The following is a 16,748-nucleotide window of genomic DNA, read 5'->3' as shown; positions in this document are numbered from 1 at the left end:
GGGCCCTGGGGCGGCTGCGGAACCCCGTGCGGCGGCTCCTGCGGAGCCCCGAAGCCCCCCTGCGGCGGTTGCTGTCCGGGCGGCTGGGTCATCAGCACGTCCCCCTTCGTGCGGTCCGGTGCCCGTTCCGGACTCCCCCGCGATCCCGCCGCGGTCCGCGGGACGGTCACGACCCCCTGGACCATGGCGAAATGGAGCGAATCGGGCATGGCTTCCGCAGTGTTACGTCATCGAGCGGGACTTCTTTGTACCACCCGTCCCACGGGGCCTCCCGGTTCGGTCCGCCCCTGTTCCCAAGGGCGGACCGGGCCGTGATACCGCCGTGATGCTCCGGGCCGTCAGTTCTCGAAGACGACCATGGAACGGACGTCCTCCTCGTCCCCGTCGTCCACCCCGGTGATCCGGGTCTGCATGAGGAGGCTGTGCCCGCCGGCGTACACGATGCGCGGCTCGAAGAAGCCGCGCTCCATCTCGGAGCCGGACGCCGGGTGCCGCAGCACGAAGCGCGGGGTGCCGCCGGTGGCGGGGAGGGTGGCGATCCCGCCGCCCTTCTCCTTGGCGGGGCGCACGTACATCAGCACCTTGCCGCCCTCGGTGCGCAGCAGGGTGACCGCCTGCCCGGCCGGTGAGTCGGCGGACCAGCGGTACTTGCCGGTCTTCAGGTCGAAGGCGACGATCTTGTTGCCCTCGCCGTGCTCCGCGTCGACCTTGGTCTGCAGGTAGAACGTGTTCGCGTCGGCGGCGACGCCCTGGCAGTTGTCCAGGTTCCTGCCGAGGCTGACGAGGTCGCTGTCGCACTTGGGCTCGTAGTCGCCCGGTCCGCCGGAGAGCCGGGTGCGGTAGGTGCCGTCGTCGTTGAGCACGATCACGGCCCACTTCTCGGGGCTCGTGACCGAGACGACCAGCGGCTTCGTCGAGTAGATCTGCTTGATCTCCCAGTCCGTGCCGGTCTTGAGCTTGTACGTCCACAGCGTCTTGCCGGTCGCCGGGTCGATGCGCTCGAGCCGCTGGTTCTTGTAGTTGTCGTCGGCGGTGTGGCAGCTGACGGCCGCGATGGCCACCGGGCCGCTGGCGAGGCCGAACGGCTGGCACTTGCCGGTGCGTTCACCGAACAGCTTCTTGCCGTCGCTGACCCGGAAGCCCTCGGTGCGGCTGGTGCGGCCCACGGTCACGGTGTCGCCGTTGATGGCCATCGCGAGGTCGGAGAGCCCGTCCCACAGGCCCTTGCGGACGAACGACTTGTGCCAGCCGAGCTTGCCGGTGCGCATGTCGACCATCTGGAGGGTGTCGCAGTCGGAGCCCTCGGTGGTGTCGTGCCTGATCCCGAGGACGATCTTGCCGTCCCCGGTGGACTGCGCGGGCGCCCCGCACATCCGGGTGGGCAGCCGCAGGCTCCACTGCAGGGTGCCGTCCGTCATCGAGTAGCCGGAGACGGTCTGGAACATGGCCCGGACGACGGTGTCCCCGGCGAACCACGGCCCGAACACGTCGTCGCCGTAGAGCGGCAGGTCCACGCCGCTCCGCTGGAGCCATCGCACCTTCGCCTCGCCGGACCGCACACCGGCGTTGATGGTCCGGGCCTCCTCCTCGGGGCCGGTCACCGGCTCGCCCGTGGCCTTCCCCTTGCCCTTGGTCGGCGAGGGGGCGGCGGTGGGCTTCGCGGAGTGGCTGGGCTGGGCCACGGGCTTGTCGTCGTCCCCGCTCCCGCCGGTGGCGAACCAGATGCCGCCGCCGGCCAGGAGCGCCACGGCCACCACGGCGCCGACGATCTTCGCCGCCCGGCCCCGGAAGGGACCGCCGCGCGGCGCCGGGGGCGTGGGGGCGGGGTACTGCTGGGTGGGCAGCCCGTGCAGCCCCGGCCCGGTGTACGGACCGGGCTGCGGCTGCGCGTACGGTCCCGGCTGTGGCTGCGCGTACGGGCCGGGTTGCGACTGCGGCTGCGGCTGCGGCTGCGGCTGTGCGTACGGTCCCGGCTGCGCGGGGCCCTGCGGCGGGTAGCCGTAACCGGGCTGCGCGGGCGGTGGGTCGTACGGTGCTCCGAACTCACCCTGGGGCGGCTGCTGTCCGGGCGGCTGGCTCATCGGCCCGTCCCCCTGTTCCGTTGTCACTCGTGAAGCGGCACGGTCATCCCCCGTACCGGACGCGACCTCTTTCTACCACCCGCCTCACCAGCCCCTGCCACCACACCCGTTCCCGCACGGTTGCGACGGCGAACGGTGCGGCGGTCAGGCGTCCTCGGCCAGTTCGAGCCAGCGCATCTCCAACGCGTCGCGCTCCGCGACGAGTTCGCGCAGTTCGGCGTCCAGCTTCGCGACCTTCTCGAAGTCCGTGGCGTGCTCGGCGATCTGCGCGTGCAGGGTCGTCTCGCGGGTGGACATCTTCTCCAGCTGCCGCTCGACCTTCTGCAGCTCCTTCTTGGCGGCGCGGGCCGCCTGCGCGGAGACGGCGGGCGCCGGGGCGGCGGCGGTCTGCGACGCGGCGGCCGGGCCCGCGGCGGCGGGCGCCGCCGTCTCGGCCTGGCGCTGCCTGCGCTCCAGGTACTCGTCGATGCCGCGCGGCAGCATCCGCAGGGACGTGTCGCCGAGCAGGGCCATGACCCGGTCCGTGGTGCGCTCGACGAAGAACCGGTCGTGGGAGATCACGATCATGGAGCCGGGCCAGCCGTCGAGCAGGTCCTCCAGCTGGGTCAGGGTCTCGATGTCGAGGTCGTTGGTGGGCTCGTCGAGGAAGAGGACGTTGGGCTCGTCCATGAGCAGCCGCAGGATCTGGAGACGGCGCCGCTCACCGCCGGAGAGGTCGCCGACGGGGGTCCACTGCTTCTCCTTGGCGAAGCCGAACTGCTCGCAGAGCTGCCCGGCGGTCATCTCGCGGCCCTTGCCGAGGTCCACCCGGTCCCGCACCTGCTGGACGGCCTCCAGGACGCGCAGGTTCGGGTCGAGTTCGTGGACCTCCTGGGAGAGGTAGGCGAGCCGGACGGTCTTGCCGACGACGATCCGCCCGGCGGCCGGCTGCACCTCGCCCTCGCTGCGGGCGGCCTCGGCGAGCGCCCGCAGCAGCGACGTCTTGCCGGCGCCGTTGACGCCGACCAGGCCGATGCGGTCGCCGGGGCCGAGCTGCCAGGTGAGGTGGGTGAGCAGGGTCTTGGGGCCCGCCTGGACGGTCACGTCCTCCAGGTCGAAGACGGTCTTGCCGAGCCGGGCGTTGGCGAACTTCATCAGCTCGCTGGTGTCGCGCGGCGGCGGCACGTCCGCGATCAGCTCGTTGGCCGCCTCGATGCGGTAGCGCGGCTTGGCGGTACGGGCGGGGGCGCCGCGCCGCAGCCAGGCCAGCTCCTTGCGCATCAGGTTCTGCCGCTTGGCCTCCTCGGTGGCGGCGATCCGCTCCCGTTCGGCGCGGGCGAACACGTAGTCGCTGTAGCCGCCCTCGTACTCGTGGACCGTGCCGCGCTGGACGTCCCACATGCGGGTGCAGACCTGGTCCAGGAACCAGCGGTCGTGGGTGACGCAGACCAGGGCGGAGCGGCGGGCGCGCAGATGGCCGGCGAGCCAGGAGATGCCCTCGACGTCGAGGTGGTTGGTGGGCTCGTCCAGGACGATCAGGTCCTGTTCGGCGATGAGCAGCTTGGCGAGGGCGATCCGGCGCCGTTCGCCGCCGGAGAGCGGCGCGATGACGGTGTCCAGGCCGTCGGCGAAGCCGGGCAGGTCGAGGCCGCCGAACAGGCCGGTGAGCACGTCGCGGATCTTGGCGCTGCCCGCCCACTCGTGGTCGGCGAGGTCGCCGATGACCTCGTGCCGGATCGTGGCCGAGGGGTCCAGCGAGTCGTGCTGGGTGAGCACGCCCAGGCGCAGGCCGCCGCTGTGCGTGACGCGGCCGGTGTCCGCCTCCTCCAGCTTGGCGATCATCCGGATCAGGGTCGTCTTGCCGTCGCCGTTGCGGCCGACGACGCCGATCCGGTCCCCCTCGGAGACGCCGAGGGAGACTCCGTCGAGCAGCGCCCGGGTGCCGTACACCTTGCTGACCTGCTCGACATTGATGAGATTGACGGCCACGAACGCTCCAGCTGCGAGGAAGACTCCGGCCTCCAGCGTAGTCGCCGCCGTACGGACCTCCGTACGAGCGCCCGCCCCGCCCGGTGTACGTTGCGCGCAACGATCAAGGGGTGGGGAGTCTCGATGACACTGCGTACCGTGCGCGGCCTGGTGCCCGTACTGCTGGCCGCGGCCGCGCTGACCGGCTGCTCGTCGGAGCCGGAGTCCGGCGACGGCGCGAAGGCGGGGAAGTCCGCGGCGCCCGCCGTGAAGGCGGCGGCCAAGGGCGGCACGGTCGGGGGCGCGGGCTCCGGCTGCGAGCTGCCGGTGACGTTCGACCTGGCGAAGGACTGGAAGCCGAAGGCGGTCGAGATCGATCCGGACTCGGAGTTCGCCGAGCTGGCCAAGCAGGGCCCGGTCACGATGGCCTGCGAGATCGACGCGAAGCCGGCGGGCCAGATCGGCTTCCTGCGCGTCTGGCAGGCGAAGGGCTCCGACGCCTCGGCGCGCGAGGTGCTCAAGGGCTATGTCGAGGCGGACAAGCAGCCGTCGAAGATCACGTACAAGCAGGTCACCGTCGGCGGTCTGAGCGTGACCGAGGCGTCGTTCACGAGCTACAGCGAACTGTTCGAGGAGAACAGCCCCGGTCACGCCTTCGCCGTCGCGACCCCGAAGGGCCCGGTCGTAATCGGCCTCAACGGCATGGACCCGACGGAGATCGCGGACATGCTCCCGGCGTACGAACTCGCCAAGAAGTCCGTACGGGTGGGCTGAGCGCTACACGACCGTCGCGCCCCGGGCCGGGGAGGTCGCCGTGCGCGCCGTGCGGCAGGTGCCGGACGCGGTGAGGGCGGCGGCCACCCGGTCCGCCGTCGCCGCGTCCTCCGTGAGGAACGCGGTCGTCGGGCCGGAGCCGGAGACCAGGGCGGCCAGCGCGCCCGCCTCCGTGCCCGCGGCCAGGGTCGCGGCCAGGGAGGGGCGCAGCGAGAGCGCGGCGGCCTGGAGGTCGTTGCCGAGGCTTGCGGCCAGGGCCTTGGCGTCGCCCGTCCGCAGGGCGTCCAGGAGGGCGTCCGAGGCCACCGGTTCCGGGACGCGGGTGCCCTCCGTGAGCCGGTCGAACTCGCGGTAGACCGCGGGCGTGGAGAGCCCGCCGTCCGCCACGGCGAACACCCAGTGGAACGTGCCGCCCACCTCGACCGGGGTCAGCCGCTCGCCCCGGCCGGTGCCCAGCGCGGCGCCGCCGACCAGGCTGAACGGCACGTCGCTGCCCAGCTCGGCGCAGAGGGCGAGCAGTTCGTCGCGGGGGGTGCCGGTCCCCCACAGCGCGTCGCAGGCCAGCAGGGCGGCGGCGCCGTCCGCGCTGCCGCCCGCCATGCCGCCGGCGACCGGGATGTCCTTGTCGATGTGGAGGTGCACGCCGGGCGCGATGCCGTGCCGGGCGGCCAGGGCGGACGCCGCCCGCGCGGCCAGGTTCGACGCGTCCAGCGGGACCTGCGCCGCGTCGGGCCCGGAGCAGGTGATCCGGAGCCGGTCGGCCGGGGTGACGGTGACCTCGTCGTAGAGGCCGACGGCGAGGAAGACGCTGGCCAGGTCGTGGAAGCCGTCCGGGCGGGCGGCGCCGACCGCGAGCTGGACGTTGACCTTGGCGGGAACCCGTACGGTGACGCTCATCCGGCACTCCCGGTCTCGGGGTCGGTCGCGGTACCGGCCGTCGGCGGCTTGTGCTCGGCGACCGCCGCGAACTCCTCGATGGTCAGGGACTCGCCGCGCGCCTGCGGGGACACCCCGGCCGCGAGCAGGGCGGCCTCGGCGGCGGGCGCGGAGCCGGCCCAGCCCGCGAGTGCCGCGCGCAGCGTCTTGCGGCGCTGGGCGAACGCGGCGTCCACGACCGCGAAGACCTCTTCCTTGCCGGCCGTCGTCGCCACGGGGCGGCTGCGGCGGACCAGCGAGACGAGCCCGGAGTCGACGTTGGGCGCGGGCCAGAACACCTTGCGGCCGATGGACCCGGCGCGCTTGACGTCGGTGTACCAGTTCGCCTTCACCGAGGGCACGCCGTAGACCTTGTTGCCGGGGCGGGCGGCCAGCCGGTCCGCGACCTCGGCCTGCACCATGACGAGGGTCCGCTCGATGCTGGGGAAGCGGTCGAGCACGGTGAGCAGCACCGGCACGGCGACGTTGTACGGCAGGTTGGCGACCAGCGCGGTGGGCGCGGGCCCCGGCAGTTCCCGTACGAGCATGGCGTCGGAGTGCACCAGCGCGAAGCGGTCGGCGCGGGAGGGCATCCGGGCGGCGACGGTGGCGGGCAGGGCCGCCGCGAGCACGTCGTCGATCTCGACGGCCACGACGCGGTCCGCGACCTCGAGGAGCGCGAGGGTCAGCGAGCCGAGGCCCGGCCCGATCTCGACCACCACGTCGTCCGGCCGGACCTCCGCCGTCCGCACGATCCGGCGGACCGTGTTGGCGTCGATGACGAAGTTCTGCCCGCGCTGCTTGGTGGGGCGTACGCCGAGGGTCGCGGCCAGTTCGCGGACGTCTGCGGGGCCCAGGAGGGCGTCGGGCTCAGTGGTACTCACCTGTCAAGCGTAAGGTGCCCCGCGACGGCCGCCCGCCACCCGCTCAGTAGTCGAACGCCCTCGCCGTGTTGTCCGCGATCGCCTCCGCCAGCGTGTCCTCGTCCAGGCCCTTGACCTCCGCCATCGCCCGCAGCGTCACCGGGATCAGGTACGGGGCGTTGGGCCGGCCCCGGTACGGCGCCGGGGTCAGGAACGGGGCGTCCGTCTCGACCAGGACCAGTTCCGGCGGGGCGACCGCCAGCGCGTCGCGCAGCGGCTGGGCGTTCTTGAAGGTCACGTTGCCGGCGAACGACATGAAGTACCCGGCGTCCGCGCAGATCCGGGCCATGTCCGCGTCGCCCGAGTAGCAGTGGAAGACGGTCCGCTCCGGCGCCCCCGCGTCGGCGAGGATGCGTAGGACGTCCGCGTGGGCCTCGCGGTCGTGGATGACGAGGGCCTTGCCGTGGCGCTTGGCGATCTCGATGTGGGCCCGGAACGACTCCTCCTGGGCGGCCATGCCCTCCGGGCCGGTCCGGAAGCGGTCGAGGCCGGTCTCGCCGACGGCGCGGACGTGGGGCAGGGCGGCGAGCGCGTCGATCTCGGCGAGGGCGTCGTGCAGCGCGGCGCTGCCGCCCGCCTCCCTGGCCCCCTGCCGGGAGCGCCCCTCGGGGTCGCCGTGGACGAGGCGCGGCGCCTCGTTGGGGTGGAGGGCGACGGCGGCGTGCACGTTCGCGTGGGCGGCGGCGGTCTCGGCGGCCCAGCGGGAGCCCTTCACGTCGCAGCCCACCTGGACCACGGTCGTCACGTTCACCGCGGCGGCCCTGGCCAGGCCCTCCTCGACGGTGCCGTCCTGCATGTCCAGGTGGGTGTGCGAATCGGCGACCGGAACCCGGAGGGGTTCCGGCAGCGGCGGGGCTTCGGTGCGGCTCATGGGCACGATCGTACGAGGACCGGGCCGGGGGGATCGCCCCACCCGGTCACCCGGTCACCCGCTCACCTGCGGAAGGGGTGCAGGAGGTCGGACAGGTGCCAGTGGTGGCCGGTGGACGGGGCGGCGGTGGCCGCCACGGGCTCCTCGGGCGGTTCTCCGGCGGGCTCCCCGGGCATGAGCGGTCCGGCGGCGGGCTGGATGCGCGGGTCGTGCAGGAGCCGCTGGACCGTCGAGACCCGGCCGGCCCGCATGATCCGTACGACGTGCCCGCCGCAGTTGGCGCAGGTGGGGGTGGAAAGGGGGGACGGCACCCGCTCGCCGTCCGCCTTGTAGACCACGTAGGCGTGGTTGGCGGCGTCGACGTGGTGCTCTATCTCGTAGGCCTGCTCCCAGCCGTGCCCGCACCTCATGCAGGCGAAGGCGTAGGCCTCGTGCGCGGTGGTGGTCGTGGTGTCGCTCATGCCTGCTCCTCTTGTCCGTCGGACAAGCACTCCGGGGAAAGCGCCCTGTGTTCCAGTGGACGCCTTCGCCGGCGGGAGCGCACCGGGTCGTGTCGAGTATTGGAGCGTTTTTGGCGTTCTCGTGGTCAAACGGCCCGGTTCGCGGCTCTCGCTTTGCTTTTCACGATAGTCCCTTGCCGTCCGCGTGGCCGGTCCTGTCCGCGTTCTTTGCCGCGACGACGGCGTCGAACACCTCGCGTTTGGGCAGGCCCGCCTCGGCGGCGACGGCGGCGATCGCCTCCTTGCGCCTCTCCCCCGCCTCCTCGCGCACCCGCACCCTGCGCACCAGCTCCCCGGCGTCCAGTTCCTCGCCGCCGGCGGGCGCGCCCTCGACGACGACGGTGATCTCGCCGCGCACCTGCTCGGCGGCCGACCAGGCGGCGAGATCGCCCAGCGGGCCGCGCTTGACCTCCTCGTACGTCTTGGTCAGCTCCCGGCACACGGCGCCCCGCCGCTCAGCGCCGAACACCTCGGCCATCGCGGCGAGGGTGTCGTCGAGGCGGTGCGGGGCCTCGAAGAAGACCATCGTGCGGGGCTCGCGGGCGACCTCGCGGAGCTTGGAGAGGCGTTCGCCGCCCTTGCGCGGCAGGAACCCCTCGAAGCAGAAGCGGTCCACCGGCAGCGCGGACAGGGCGAGCGCGGTGAGCACGGCGGACGGGCCGGGCACGGCGGTGACCCGGATGTCCTGCTCCACGGCGGCGGCGACCAGCCGGTAGCCGGGGTCGGAGACGGAGGGCATGCCCGCGTCCGTGACCAGCAGCACCCGGGCACCGCCGGCCAGCGCCTCGACGAGTTCCGGCGTGCGCGCGGACTCGTTGCCCTCGAAGTAGGAGACGACGCGGCCCGTGGTGTGGACGCCGAGCCCCTGGGTCAGCCGGCGCAGCCGGCGGGTGTCCTCGGCGGCGATGACGTCGGCCGCCTCCAGCTCGGCGGCGAGGCGCGGCGGGGCGTCCGCCAGGTCGCCGATGGGGGTTCCTGCGAGCACGAGCGTTCCAGTCGATCCAGTCACCGTCCCATCCTCCCAGCACGGGCGGCCCCCCTCCCACAGACGTGTTCCCTACGATGGCGCGGTGACGAGTACTGCGCCCGACGCCCGGCAGGGCGAAGACGCCGGGGAACAGCCCGCCATGGAGCCGACCTCCTGGGAGCGGCGGCTGCGCCGGTTCGGCCATTCCCCGCGCCCCGGAATCGGGCTGCGCGAGCGGCTGATTCCGCCGTACACCCGGCCCGGCAAGCAGCTGTGGGCGGTGCTCGGCGTGCCGCCGGTGCTCGCCGAACGGCTGGTCCGCTGGTCGGCCTGGGGCGGGCCGCTGCTGGTGGCGGCGGTCGCCGGTGTGCTGCGGTTCTGGAAGCTGGGCAGCCCGCACGCGGTGATATTCGACGAGACGTACTACGCGAAGGACTCCTGGGCGCTGGTCAACCAGGGGTACGAGGGCTCGTGGCCCAAGGACGTCGACCGGCTGATCCTGAACGATCCCTCGCAGGTGCCGGTGCCGGCCGATCCGGGCTATGTGGTGCACCCGCCGGTCGGCAAGTGGATCATCGGCGCGGGTGAGCAGCTGTTCGGATTCACGCCGTTCGGCTGGCGGTTCATGGTCGCCCTGCTCGGCACGCTGTCCGTGCTGATGCTGTGCCGGATCGGCCGCAGGCTGTTCCGCTCGACGTTCCTGGGCTGTCTGGCGGGCACGCTGCTCGCGGTGGACGGGCTGCACTTCGTGATGAGCCGCACCGCGCTGCTCGACCTGGTGCTGATGTTCTTCGTCCTGGCCGCGTTCGGCTGTCTGCTGATCGACCGCGACTGGGCGCGGCGGCGGCTCGCGGCGGCGCTGCCGGTGGACGAGGAGGGCGTGCTGCGCCCGGACGTGGGGGTCGCGGAGTACCTGCGGCTGGGGTGGCGGCCGTGGCGGATCGCGGCGGGCGTCTCGCTGGGCCTGGCCTTCGGCACGAAGTGGAACGGCCTGTACATCATGGTCGCGTTCGGCCTGATGACGGTGTTGTGGGACGTGGGCGCGCGCCGCACCGCGGGGGCCGTGCGGCCGTATCTCGCGGTGCTGCGGCGCGATGTGCTGCCGGCGTTCGTGTCCGTGGTGCCGGTCGCGGTCGCCACGTACGTCGCGTCGTGGACGGGCTGGATCGTCCGCAACGCGCCGGGCCACCGCGGCTACTACCGGGACTGGGCGGCGACGGACGGCAGCGGCGGCAGCTGGACCTGGCTGCCGGACTGGCTGCGCAGCCTGTGGCACTACGAGTACCAGGTGTTCGAGTTCCACGTGAACCTGACGTCCGGGCACACGTACCAGTCCAATCCGTGGAGCTGGATCATCCTGGGCCGGCCCGTCTCCTACTTCTACGAGGAGCAGCACGGCTGCCCGACGTCGTCGACCGGCAAGTGCGCCCGCGAGGTGCTGGCGATCGGGACGCCGCTGCTGTGGTGGGCGGCCTGCTTCGCGCTGGCGTACGTGCTGTGGCGGTGGTTCTTCCGCCGCGACTGGCGGGCGGGCGCGATCGCCTGCGGCGTGGCGGCGGGCTGGCTGCCGTGGTTCCTGTACCAGGAGCGCACGATCTTCCTGTTCTACGCGGTCGTCTTCGTGCCGTTCCTGTGCCTGGCGGTGGCGATGATGGCCGGGGCGATGCTGGGGCCAGCGGCGGAGACCGGGACGCGGTACGAACTCGGCCTGGTGAAACCCGATCCCACGGGCGAACGGCGGCGGACGCTGGGGGCGGTCGCGGTCGGCGTGCTGGTGCTGCTGATCATCTGGAACTTCATCTACTTCTGGCCGCTGTACACCGGGACGCCCATCCCGGAGGACTCCTGGCGGGACCGGATGTGGCTGGACACCTGGATCTGAGGCGGCCGTTCACGCCGATCGGTGCGGACGGCATCGCATTCCGGTAACGGCCCGCACTCGTGTCCCCGCCGTCCCCTAGGGTGCCCCTTACAGCCTTCTTGAACGCGTTCAAGAGCAAAGCTCCGGGGGATGGGGACGGCAGGGATGCGCAGTGGGGCGAAGGTAGGCATAGTCGGCGGGGTGTTCGCGCTCGTCCTGGGCGGGGTGGGTTACGGGGCGTACAACATCCTGGACGGCCTCGGGGGCGGCGGCGGGGACGCCACCAGCACCGCCGCGGACGCGTCCGAGGTGCGCACGGGCCCGGTGACCGGTGAGGAGATCGCCGAGACCTCGAAGAAGTTCCTGGCCGCCTGGGCGAAGGGCGACGCGGCGACGGCGGCGGCCCTCACCAACAACAAGGGCGACGCCGAACCCGCGCTGGCCGGGTTCAGCGAGACGGCCCACGTCACCGAGGCCGTGATCACCCCCGGCCGGGCGACCGGTTCGACCGTCCCGTACACGGTGAAGGCGACCGTCTCCTACGAGGGCGCCTCCAAGCCGTTGTCGTACGCCTCGCAGCTCACCGTCGTACGCGGGCTGACGACCGGGCGCGCGCTGGTGGACTGGGAGCCGTCGGTCATCCACCCGGAGCTGGACAAGGGCGAGTCGCTGGAGACGGGCGAGTCCTCCACCGCGTCGATCGAGGCGGTGGACCGCAACGGCCAGGTGCTCACCGCGGAGAAGTACCCGTCGCTGGGCGGCGTCCTGGACGAACTGCGCAAGAAGTACGGCGAGAAGGCCGGCGGCACGACGGGCATCGAGACCCGGATCAACAGCGCGAACGCCGACGGCGTGGACCAGACGCTGCTCACCCTGGTGAAGGGCAAGCCGGGCCGGGTGCAGACGACGCTCGACGCCAAGATCCAGGCGGCGGCCGAGCGGGGCGTGAAGAAGTACGCGAAGGCGTCGGTCGCCGCCGTCGAACCCTCCACGGGCGCCATCCGGGCCCTGGCGAACAACCCCTCGACCGGCTTCGAACCGGCCCGCAGCGGTGCGGTGGCCCCCGGCTCCACGATGAAGATCATCACGGCCGCCATGATCATCCAGAACGGCCTCGGCAACGCGAACAGCCCTGCGGAGTGCCCGCCGGACGTGCAGTGGGAGGGCGTCACCTTCCACAACCTCGACAAGTTCTCGATCCAGAACGCGACGCTGAAGCGGGCCTTCGCCCGGTCCTGCAACACCACGTTCATCAAGCCGGTGGCGCCCCTGAAGGACAAGCGCGACACCGCGCTGAAGACCGAGGCCGAGCGGTACTTCGGCATCGGGCTCAACTGGCAGACGGGCATCGTCACGGTCGACGGCAAGGTCCCGGAGTCGTCCGGCGCCGAGACCGCCGCCTCGTACATCGGGCAGGGCAAGGTCCAGATGAACCCGCTCAACATGGCGTCGGTCACCGCCACCGCGGTCAACGGCCGCTTCCTGCAGCCGTTCATCGTGCCCCGGTCCCTGGACAACCGGACCTTCGCCACCGCGACCCCGCTGCCGCCCGGCGTCTCCGCCCAGCTCAAGGAGATGCTGCGCTACACCGCGACCAGCCCCGAGGGCACCGCCACCCAGGCCATGGCGAACGTGGGCGGCGACAAGGGCGCCAAGACCGGCTCGGCGGAGGTCGACGGCAACGCCACGTCCGACAGCTGGTTCACCGGATTCAGCAACGACCTGGCGGCCGCGGCCCTGGTCCAGTCCGGCGGCCACGGCGGCGACGCGGCGGGCCCGGTCGTCGCGGAGGTCCTGCGCGCGGGCCCCTGAGGCCCCTCAGTGGACGACGGCGCTCCTCATCGGAGGCTCCTTTCGGGTACGGGCGGGGCCGTGGTGACCGCGGGGGTGTGTGCGGGGCGGCCGGGCCACTGGCCGCCGACGATGGAGGCCAGGGCGAGCGCGAAGCCCAGCAGCTGGACCGGGCCGAGCCCCTGATCCAGGACGAGCGCGCCCAGCCCGGCCGCGACCAGCGGCGAGAGCAGGCCGAGGACGGCGACCGAGGCGACCGGCAGCCTGGCGATGCCCTGGAACCAGAGCGCGTACGTGAGCAGCCCGCCGATCAGGCCCAGCCAGAGGTAGCCGAGCGCGGCCCGGCCGTCGATCGCGGGCGGCGCGCCCTCGGCGAGGAAGGTGACCGGGACCAGGAAGAGGCCCCCGGCGGTGAGCTGCCAGCCCGTGAAGGCGAGCGGGCCCACGCCCTCGGGCCGCCCCCACTTCTTGGTGAGCGTCACGCCGAGCCCCATCGTGACCGCCCCGGCCAGGCCCGCCGCCACCCCGGCCGCGTCCAGCGAGGCGGCGGGCCCGATGACCACCAGGCCGACGCCGGCCACCCCGGTGACGCCCCACAGCAGGGGCCGGGCGGACAGCGGCCGGCCCAGGACGGCGACCGCGAGGACGGCGACGACGAGCGGCTGGGCGGCGCCCAGGGTGGCGGCGACACCGCCCGGCAGCCGCTCCGCCGTGAGGAACAGCAGCGGCAGGAACAGCCCGATGTTGAGCACCCCGAGCACCGCCGCCTTCCCCCACCAGGCGCCGCGCGGCAGCGTGCGGGTGAGGGCGAGGGCGATCAGCCCGGCGGGCAGGGCCCGCAGCAGTCCGGCGAACAGCGGATGCCCGGCCGGCAGGAACTCCGTGGTGACGAGGTAGGTGGTGCCCCACACTGCGGGCGCGAGCGCGGTGAGGACGGTCCGGGGCAGGTTCCCGGCGGCCCCCCGCGTGGGTCGGCTTGTCATGTCCCGAAGTCTCACGCCGACCACATTGATGAGTCCAACACATGTCTGTCAGTTCATTGATCTCGATTCACGATGAGTGGACGATGCGTCCATGGAACTCCAGCAGCTGCGTTACGTGATCGCCGTGGCCGAGACGAACAGCTTCACGCGCGCCGCCGAACGGTGCCTGGTGGTGCAGTCGGCACTCAGCCACCAGATCGCCCGGCTGGAGCGCGAGCTGGGCGGCCGGCTCTTCGAACGGACCACCCGCCGGGTGCGGCTGACCCCGGCGGGCGAGGCGTTCCTGCCGGCGGCCCGCCAGTGTCTGGAGGCCGCCGAGCGCGCCGCCGCCGAGGTCGCGGCGGCCCTGGGCGAGGTGCGCGGCCGGCTCGCGGTCGGCCTGATTCCGACCGTCACCGCGGTCGACATCCCGGGCGCCCTGCGGGACTTCCGCCTCCGCCACCCCCAGGTGCGGGTGAGCCTGCGCGTGGGGGCCAGCGACGAGCTGGCCGAGCAGGTCCGCGAGGGCACGCTCGACGTGGCGTTCCTCGGGCTGCCCGCCACGGCCCGCCCCCGGGGCGTCGGCCGCCACGAGCTGTCCCGGGAACGGCTCGTCGCCGTGGTCGCCCCGGACCATCCGCTGGCCGGCGCGCCCTCCGCGGACCTGCGCCGGCTCTCCCGCGAGGTCTTCGCGGACTTCCCGGCCGGCACGGCGGGCCGCGCGCAGACGGACCAGGCGTTCACGGCGGCGGGCCTGACCCGCGACGTCGCGTTCGAGGTCACCACCGCCGACTACATCGCCAGCCTCGTCGGCCCCGGCCTCGCGGTGGCGATGCTGCCGCCCGCGTACGCCGAGCGGCTGCCCGGCGTGGTGGCGCTGGAGGTGTCCGACGCGCCGGTGCGCGTCCAGCACGTCATCTGGAGCCGGTCGGGCCGGACACCGGCGGCGACGGCGTTCCTCACGGTGCTCGGCGTTCCGGTACCGGAGGCGGACGGGCGGTAGGCGGAGGGGCGGACGAGCGCCGGGCGATCTCCAGGCCGCCCATCTGGACCTCGCCACGGCCTATGTGGCCGGCGGAGACATCGAGGGAGCGGGTGCGAAGCTCTCGGAGGTATTCGGTGCCGAGAGATACACGGCGAGCATCACTATCAGGCTTCGTCATCTGGCCGCGCTCCTCGGAAGCGAGCCGTACCGTGGCGCACAGTCGGCGGTCGATCTCCGCGCGCACATTCACGAGGTGACCGCCGGGCCCGTTCCTGCCGGCAAGCCTGTGGAGGCCCCATGACGGACCAGCCCACGCGTCATCACTCGGTGACCGATCGCGGCCTTCTCTCCTCCAAGGCGTACGGCTCGGGGCAGTACCTGGCCGCCCGTCAGTCCCTCTATCGATGGCAGGCCCCGCGCCACGACCTGCCGGGCATCGTCACCGGCGAACTGGCCGGTGTACGCGGGGTGGTCGCCGACGTGGGTTGCGGTAACGGGAAGTTCGTCGCCCGGGTGCGGGAGGACCGTCCCGATCTGACGGTGCTGCCCATGGACGTCTCACCCGGCATCCTCGGCGCCGTCTTCGGTGAGATCCGTACGATTCCGCTTCCCGGGGTGATCGAGGTGACCGACGCCGGGCCGGTCGTCGCGCACCTGGCCTCGTACGAAGCCTGGGCAGATGAGATGGGCGTTCCGTTCCCGGAGACGGTCGAGCGTGCGCGGGAGTTGGTCGACGGGACCATTCGGGCGGAGGGTGCCTTCCGGGTCACCTGTCTCGGCGGCGTGCTCGTCTGCCGGTGAGCCCGGTTACCGCGCTGGGCGGGCAGGGTCTGGCCCTGCCCGCCCGGGGCGGCTGGTCGTCCGACCGTCGAGCGGGCCCCGCTCAGCGCGGGGTCTTCGCCGGGCCCGCGTTCAGGTACGTCTCGCGCTGGACGATGTGGCCGGGGCGGTCGTCCGGGTCGTGGCCGACCTCCAGGAGGCGGCCGTCGGAGGGGGAGACGATCCAGTTCTCGCGCAGGGCCGCGGTGGCTTCGATCTTCCAGCCGCCCTTGTCGTGCCCGTCCGTGACCGGGGTCCAGCCCCAGTCACGCTTGTTGGACTCGGTGGGCCGGGCGGCCCACTTCCACGAGATCCGGGTACCGGCGCGGCCGGTGGCGTCCTTCACGCCCTCGGTGACCGTGGCGCCGGGGGTCTGCGCCAGGACGCGGAAGAGCGCGGCCCGCACCTCCGGGGAGACCGGGGCGTTCGTCAGCAGCTGGCCGGCCTGCCGAACCGTCTGTTCGGCCGCGGCATCGGCGCCCCGGGCACCGGCGGACAGGGTTCCGCGCAGGGCGTCGGGGTCGGTCGGCAGTCCGCCGAGACCGTCCCAGTCGACCGTTCCCTTGCCCACGGGCCACGAGGTGCCCCGGGGGTTCTTCTTGGTCAGGGTCCGGCCGTCCTGGGTCTTCACGACGACCGCGTCCCGGCTGAGGTAGCGGGTGTCGGTCCGCGCCTTGCCCCCCTCCGACCAGCTCCGCACCTCGGTCATCCAGTACTTGGTGCCCGTACCCGTTCCGGTGGTCGCGTGGTCCGCCATGGCCGTGAAGACCTCGGACGCCGACGCGGTCGCGGCCGGGCCGTCGTCGCCGAAGCCGACGACCGGGAGCACCGCTCCGCCGACCGCGACGGCGGCGACGGCGGCCGCGAGGGCGAAGACCCGGCGGCGGGCGAAGCGGGGAGCGGGTGCCGGGGCCGGGGCGGGGGCCGCCGTGTCGGCCGCGATGGCCGCCAGGACCAGGGAGTGGGCGCGGGACTCGGTCTCCGGGGCGGGCGGTTCGGTGTGGCCGGCGCGGGCCAGGGCCTCGGCGCCGGGGAAGTCGAGCAGGTCCGTGTGCGGGTTCTCGTGGGTCATGCGACGTCTCCCGTCAGGGTCGTACGGGCGGGGCCGGTCAGTCCGTCGCGCAGCCGGGCGCGGGCCCGGTGCAGGCGGGAACGGGCGGTTCCGGCGGGGATGCCGACGGCGGCGGCCGCCTCGGCGGGGGTCAGCTGCTCCCAGGCGACGAGCAGCAGCAGTTCGCGCTCGATCGAGGGGAGTTCGGCGAGTTCGCGGCGCAGCTCCGGGGCGACCGCCGCGGCGTCCAGCCGCTGGTCGACCGCCTGCCAGGGGTCGGCGACCGCGGTGTCGGGCCGCT

General features: G+C 73.2%; 15 protein-coding genes. 5 read left to right on the top strand and 10 right to left on the bottom strand.

Translation table 11 applies throughout. The annotated features are described in order from the left end of the window. Positions 1–338 precede the first annotated feature (338 nt). The gene (locus MHW47_RS19685) at positions 339–2,081 is read right to left on the bottom strand and encodes a PQQ-binding-like beta-propeller repeat protein (protein ID WP_239225001.1); all 1,743 of its coding nucleotides are present in this window, start codon (positions 2,079–2,081) and stop codon (positions 339–341) included. Positions 2,082–2,225: 144 nt separating this feature from the next. After that, positions 2,226–4,049 (bottom strand): ABC-F family ATP-binding cassette domain-containing protein, encoded by a 1,824-nt coding sequence (locus tag MHW47_RS19680; protein WP_239225000.1) that lies wholly within the window; start codon positions 4,047–4,049, stop codon positions 2,226–2,228. Between the two features lie 123 nt (positions 4,050–4,172). On the opposite strand from MHW47_RS19680, the gene MHW47_RS19675 reads away from it, so the two are divergent. Beyond that, positions 4,173–4,802, top strand: coding sequence for a lipoprotein (locus MHW47_RS19675; RefSeq protein ID WP_239224999.1), 630 nt, complete (start codon positions 4,173–4,175; stop codon positions 4,800–4,802). A gap of 3 nt (positions 4,803–4,805) precedes the next feature. On the opposite strand, the gene MHW47_RS19670 is transcribed toward MHW47_RS19675, so the two are convergent. The 5 genes from MHW47_RS19670 to rsmI all read right to left on the bottom strand — a co-directional run bounded on the left by MHW47_RS19670 (position 4,806) and on the right by rsmI (position 8,996). Further along, a complete protein-coding gene (locus MHW47_RS19670; RefSeq protein ID WP_239224996.1) occupies positions 4,806–5,699 on the bottom strand; it encodes a 4-(cytidine 5'-diphospho)-2-C-methyl-D-erythritol kinase in 894 nt (297 codons plus the stop codon). Beyond that, positions 5,696–6,601 (bottom strand): 16S rRNA (adenine(1518)-N(6)/adenine(1519)-N(6))-dimethyltransferase RsmA, encoded by a 906-nt coding sequence (rsmA, locus tag MHW47_RS19665; RefSeq protein ID WP_239224994.1) that lies wholly within the window; start codon positions 6,599–6,601, stop codon positions 5,696–5,698. Before rsmA ends, MHW47_RS19670 begins: the two co-directional genes overlap by 4 nt. 43 nt (positions 6,602–6,644) lie before the next feature. After that, positions 6,645–7,511, bottom strand: coding sequence for a TatD family hydrolase (locus tag MHW47_RS19660; RefSeq protein ID WP_239224992.1), 867 nt, complete (start codon positions 7,509–7,511; stop codon positions 6,645–6,647). Positions 7,512–7,573: 62 nt separating this feature from the next. Beyond that, a complete protein-coding gene (locus MHW47_RS19655; protein ID WP_239224990.1) occupies positions 7,574–7,972 on the bottom strand; it encodes a hypothetical protein in 399 nt (132 codons plus the stop codon). A gap of 160 nt (positions 7,973–8,132) precedes the next feature. After that, the gene (gene rsmI, locus MHW47_RS19650; protein WP_239225004.1) at positions 8,133–8,996 is read right to left on the bottom strand and encodes a 16S rRNA (cytidine(1402)-2'-O)-methyltransferase; all 864 of its coding nucleotides are present in this window, start codon (positions 8,994–8,996) and stop codon (positions 8,133–8,135) included. Positions 8,997–9,081: 85 nt separating this feature from the next. Here rsmI and MHW47_RS19645 point away from each other — a divergent pair, with 85 nt between their 5' ends. Further along, positions 9,082–10,860 carry a dolichyl-phosphate-mannose--protein mannosyltransferase gene (locus MHW47_RS19645; RefSeq protein WP_239224988.1) on the top strand — a complete coding sequence of 593 codons (1,779 nt, stop codon included), beginning with the start codon at positions 9,082–9,084 and terminating at the stop codon, positions 10,858–10,860. 144 nt (positions 10,861–11,004) lie between these two features. Beyond that, the gene (locus tag MHW47_RS19640) at positions 11,005–12,651 is read left to right on the top strand and encodes a penicillin-binding transpeptidase domain-containing protein (RefSeq protein ID WP_239225003.1); all 1,647 of its coding nucleotides are present in this window, start codon (positions 11,005–11,007) and stop codon (positions 12,649–12,651) included. Positions 12,652–12,677: 26 nt separating this feature from the next. Here the strand turns inward: MHW47_RS19640 and MHW47_RS19635 are convergent, their stop codons facing one another. Further along, entirely contained in the window at positions 12,678–13,613 is a 936-nt protein-coding gene (locus MHW47_RS19635; RefSeq protein ID WP_239224985.1) for an EamA family transporter, read from the bottom strand. Positions 13,614–13,704: 91 nt separating this feature from the next. Between MHW47_RS19635 and MHW47_RS19630 the strand changes: the two genes are divergently transcribed. Both MHW47_RS19630 and MHW47_RS19625 read left to right on the top strand, forming a co-directional pair. After that, positions 13,705–14,595 (top strand): LysR family transcriptional regulator, encoded by an 891-nt coding sequence (locus MHW47_RS19630; protein ID WP_239224982.1) that lies wholly within the window; start codon positions 13,705–13,707, stop codon positions 14,593–14,595. A 279-nt stretch (positions 14,596–14,874) separates the two neighbouring features. Next, entirely contained in the window at positions 14,875–15,378 is a 504-nt protein-coding gene (locus MHW47_RS19625) for a hypothetical protein (RefSeq protein ID WP_239224980.1), read from the top strand. A gap of 82 nt (positions 15,379–15,460) precedes the next feature. Here the strand turns inward: MHW47_RS19625 and MHW47_RS19620 are convergent, their stop codons facing one another. Next, a complete protein-coding gene (locus tag MHW47_RS19620) occupies positions 15,461–16,468 on the bottom strand; it encodes a hypothetical protein (RefSeq protein ID WP_239224978.1) in 1,008 nt (335 codons plus the stop codon). Continuing rightward, positions 16,465–16,748 (bottom strand): RNA polymerase sigma factor (locus tag MHW47_RS19615; RefSeq protein ID WP_275449397.1); only part of this gene is annotated, 284 nt, incomplete at its 5' end. The genes MHW47_RS19620 and MHW47_RS19615, both read right to left, overlap by 4 nt.

Origin of the sequence: Streptomyces sp. OfavH-34-F, assembly GCF_022347745.1 — a bacterium.
GTDB lineage: Bacteria > Actinomycetota > Actinomycetes > Streptomycetales > Streptomycetaceae > Streptomyces.
The sequence above is the reverse complement of the archived record's forward strand: the minus strand, read 5'-3'. Positions and strand labels throughout refer to the sequence as shown.

What these genes read in the sequence shown, in the direction of transcription:
- MHW47_RS19620 (WP_239224978.1), bottom strand. Translation starts at nt 16,468, where the DNA reads ATGACCCACGAGAACCCGCACACGGACCTGCTCGACTTCCCCGGCGCC.
- MHW47_RS19625 (WP_239224980.1), top strand. Translation starts at nt 14,875, where the DNA reads ATGACGGACCAGCCCACGCGTCATCACTCGGTGACCGATCGCGGCCTT.
- MHW47_RS19685 (WP_239225001.1), bottom strand. Translation starts at nt 2,081, where the DNA reads ATGAGCCAGCCGCCCGGACAGCAGCCGCCCCAGGGTGAGTTCGGAGCA.
- MHW47_RS19640 (WP_239225003.1), top strand. Translation starts at nt 11,005, where the DNA reads ATGCGCAGTGGGGCGAAGGTAGGCATAGTCGGCGGGGTGTTCGCGCTC.
- MHW47_RS19675 (WP_239224999.1), top strand. Translation starts at nt 4,173, where the DNA reads ATGACACTGCGTACCGTGCGCGGCCTGGTGCCCGTACTGCTGGCCGCG.
- MHW47_RS19655 (WP_239224990.1), bottom strand. Translation starts at nt 7,972, where the DNA reads ATGAGCGACACCACGACCACCACCGCGCACGAGGCCTACGCCTTCGCC.
- MHW47_RS19670 (WP_239224996.1), bottom strand. Translation starts at nt 5,699, where the DNA reads ATGAGCGTCACCGTACGGGTTCCCGCCAAGGTCAACGTCCAGCTCGCG.
- MHW47_RS19630 (WP_239224982.1), top strand. Translation starts at nt 13,705, where the DNA reads ATGGAACTCCAGCAGCTGCGTTACGTGATCGCCGTGGCCGAGACGAAC.
- MHW47_RS19660 (WP_239224992.1), bottom strand. Translation starts at nt 7,511, where the DNA reads ATGAGCCGCACCGAAGCCCCGCCGCTGCCGGAACCCCTCCGGGTTCCG.
- MHW47_RS19635 (WP_239224985.1), bottom strand. Translation starts at nt 13,613, where the DNA reads ATGACAAGCCGACCCACGCGGGGGGCCGCCGGGAACCTGCCCCGGACC.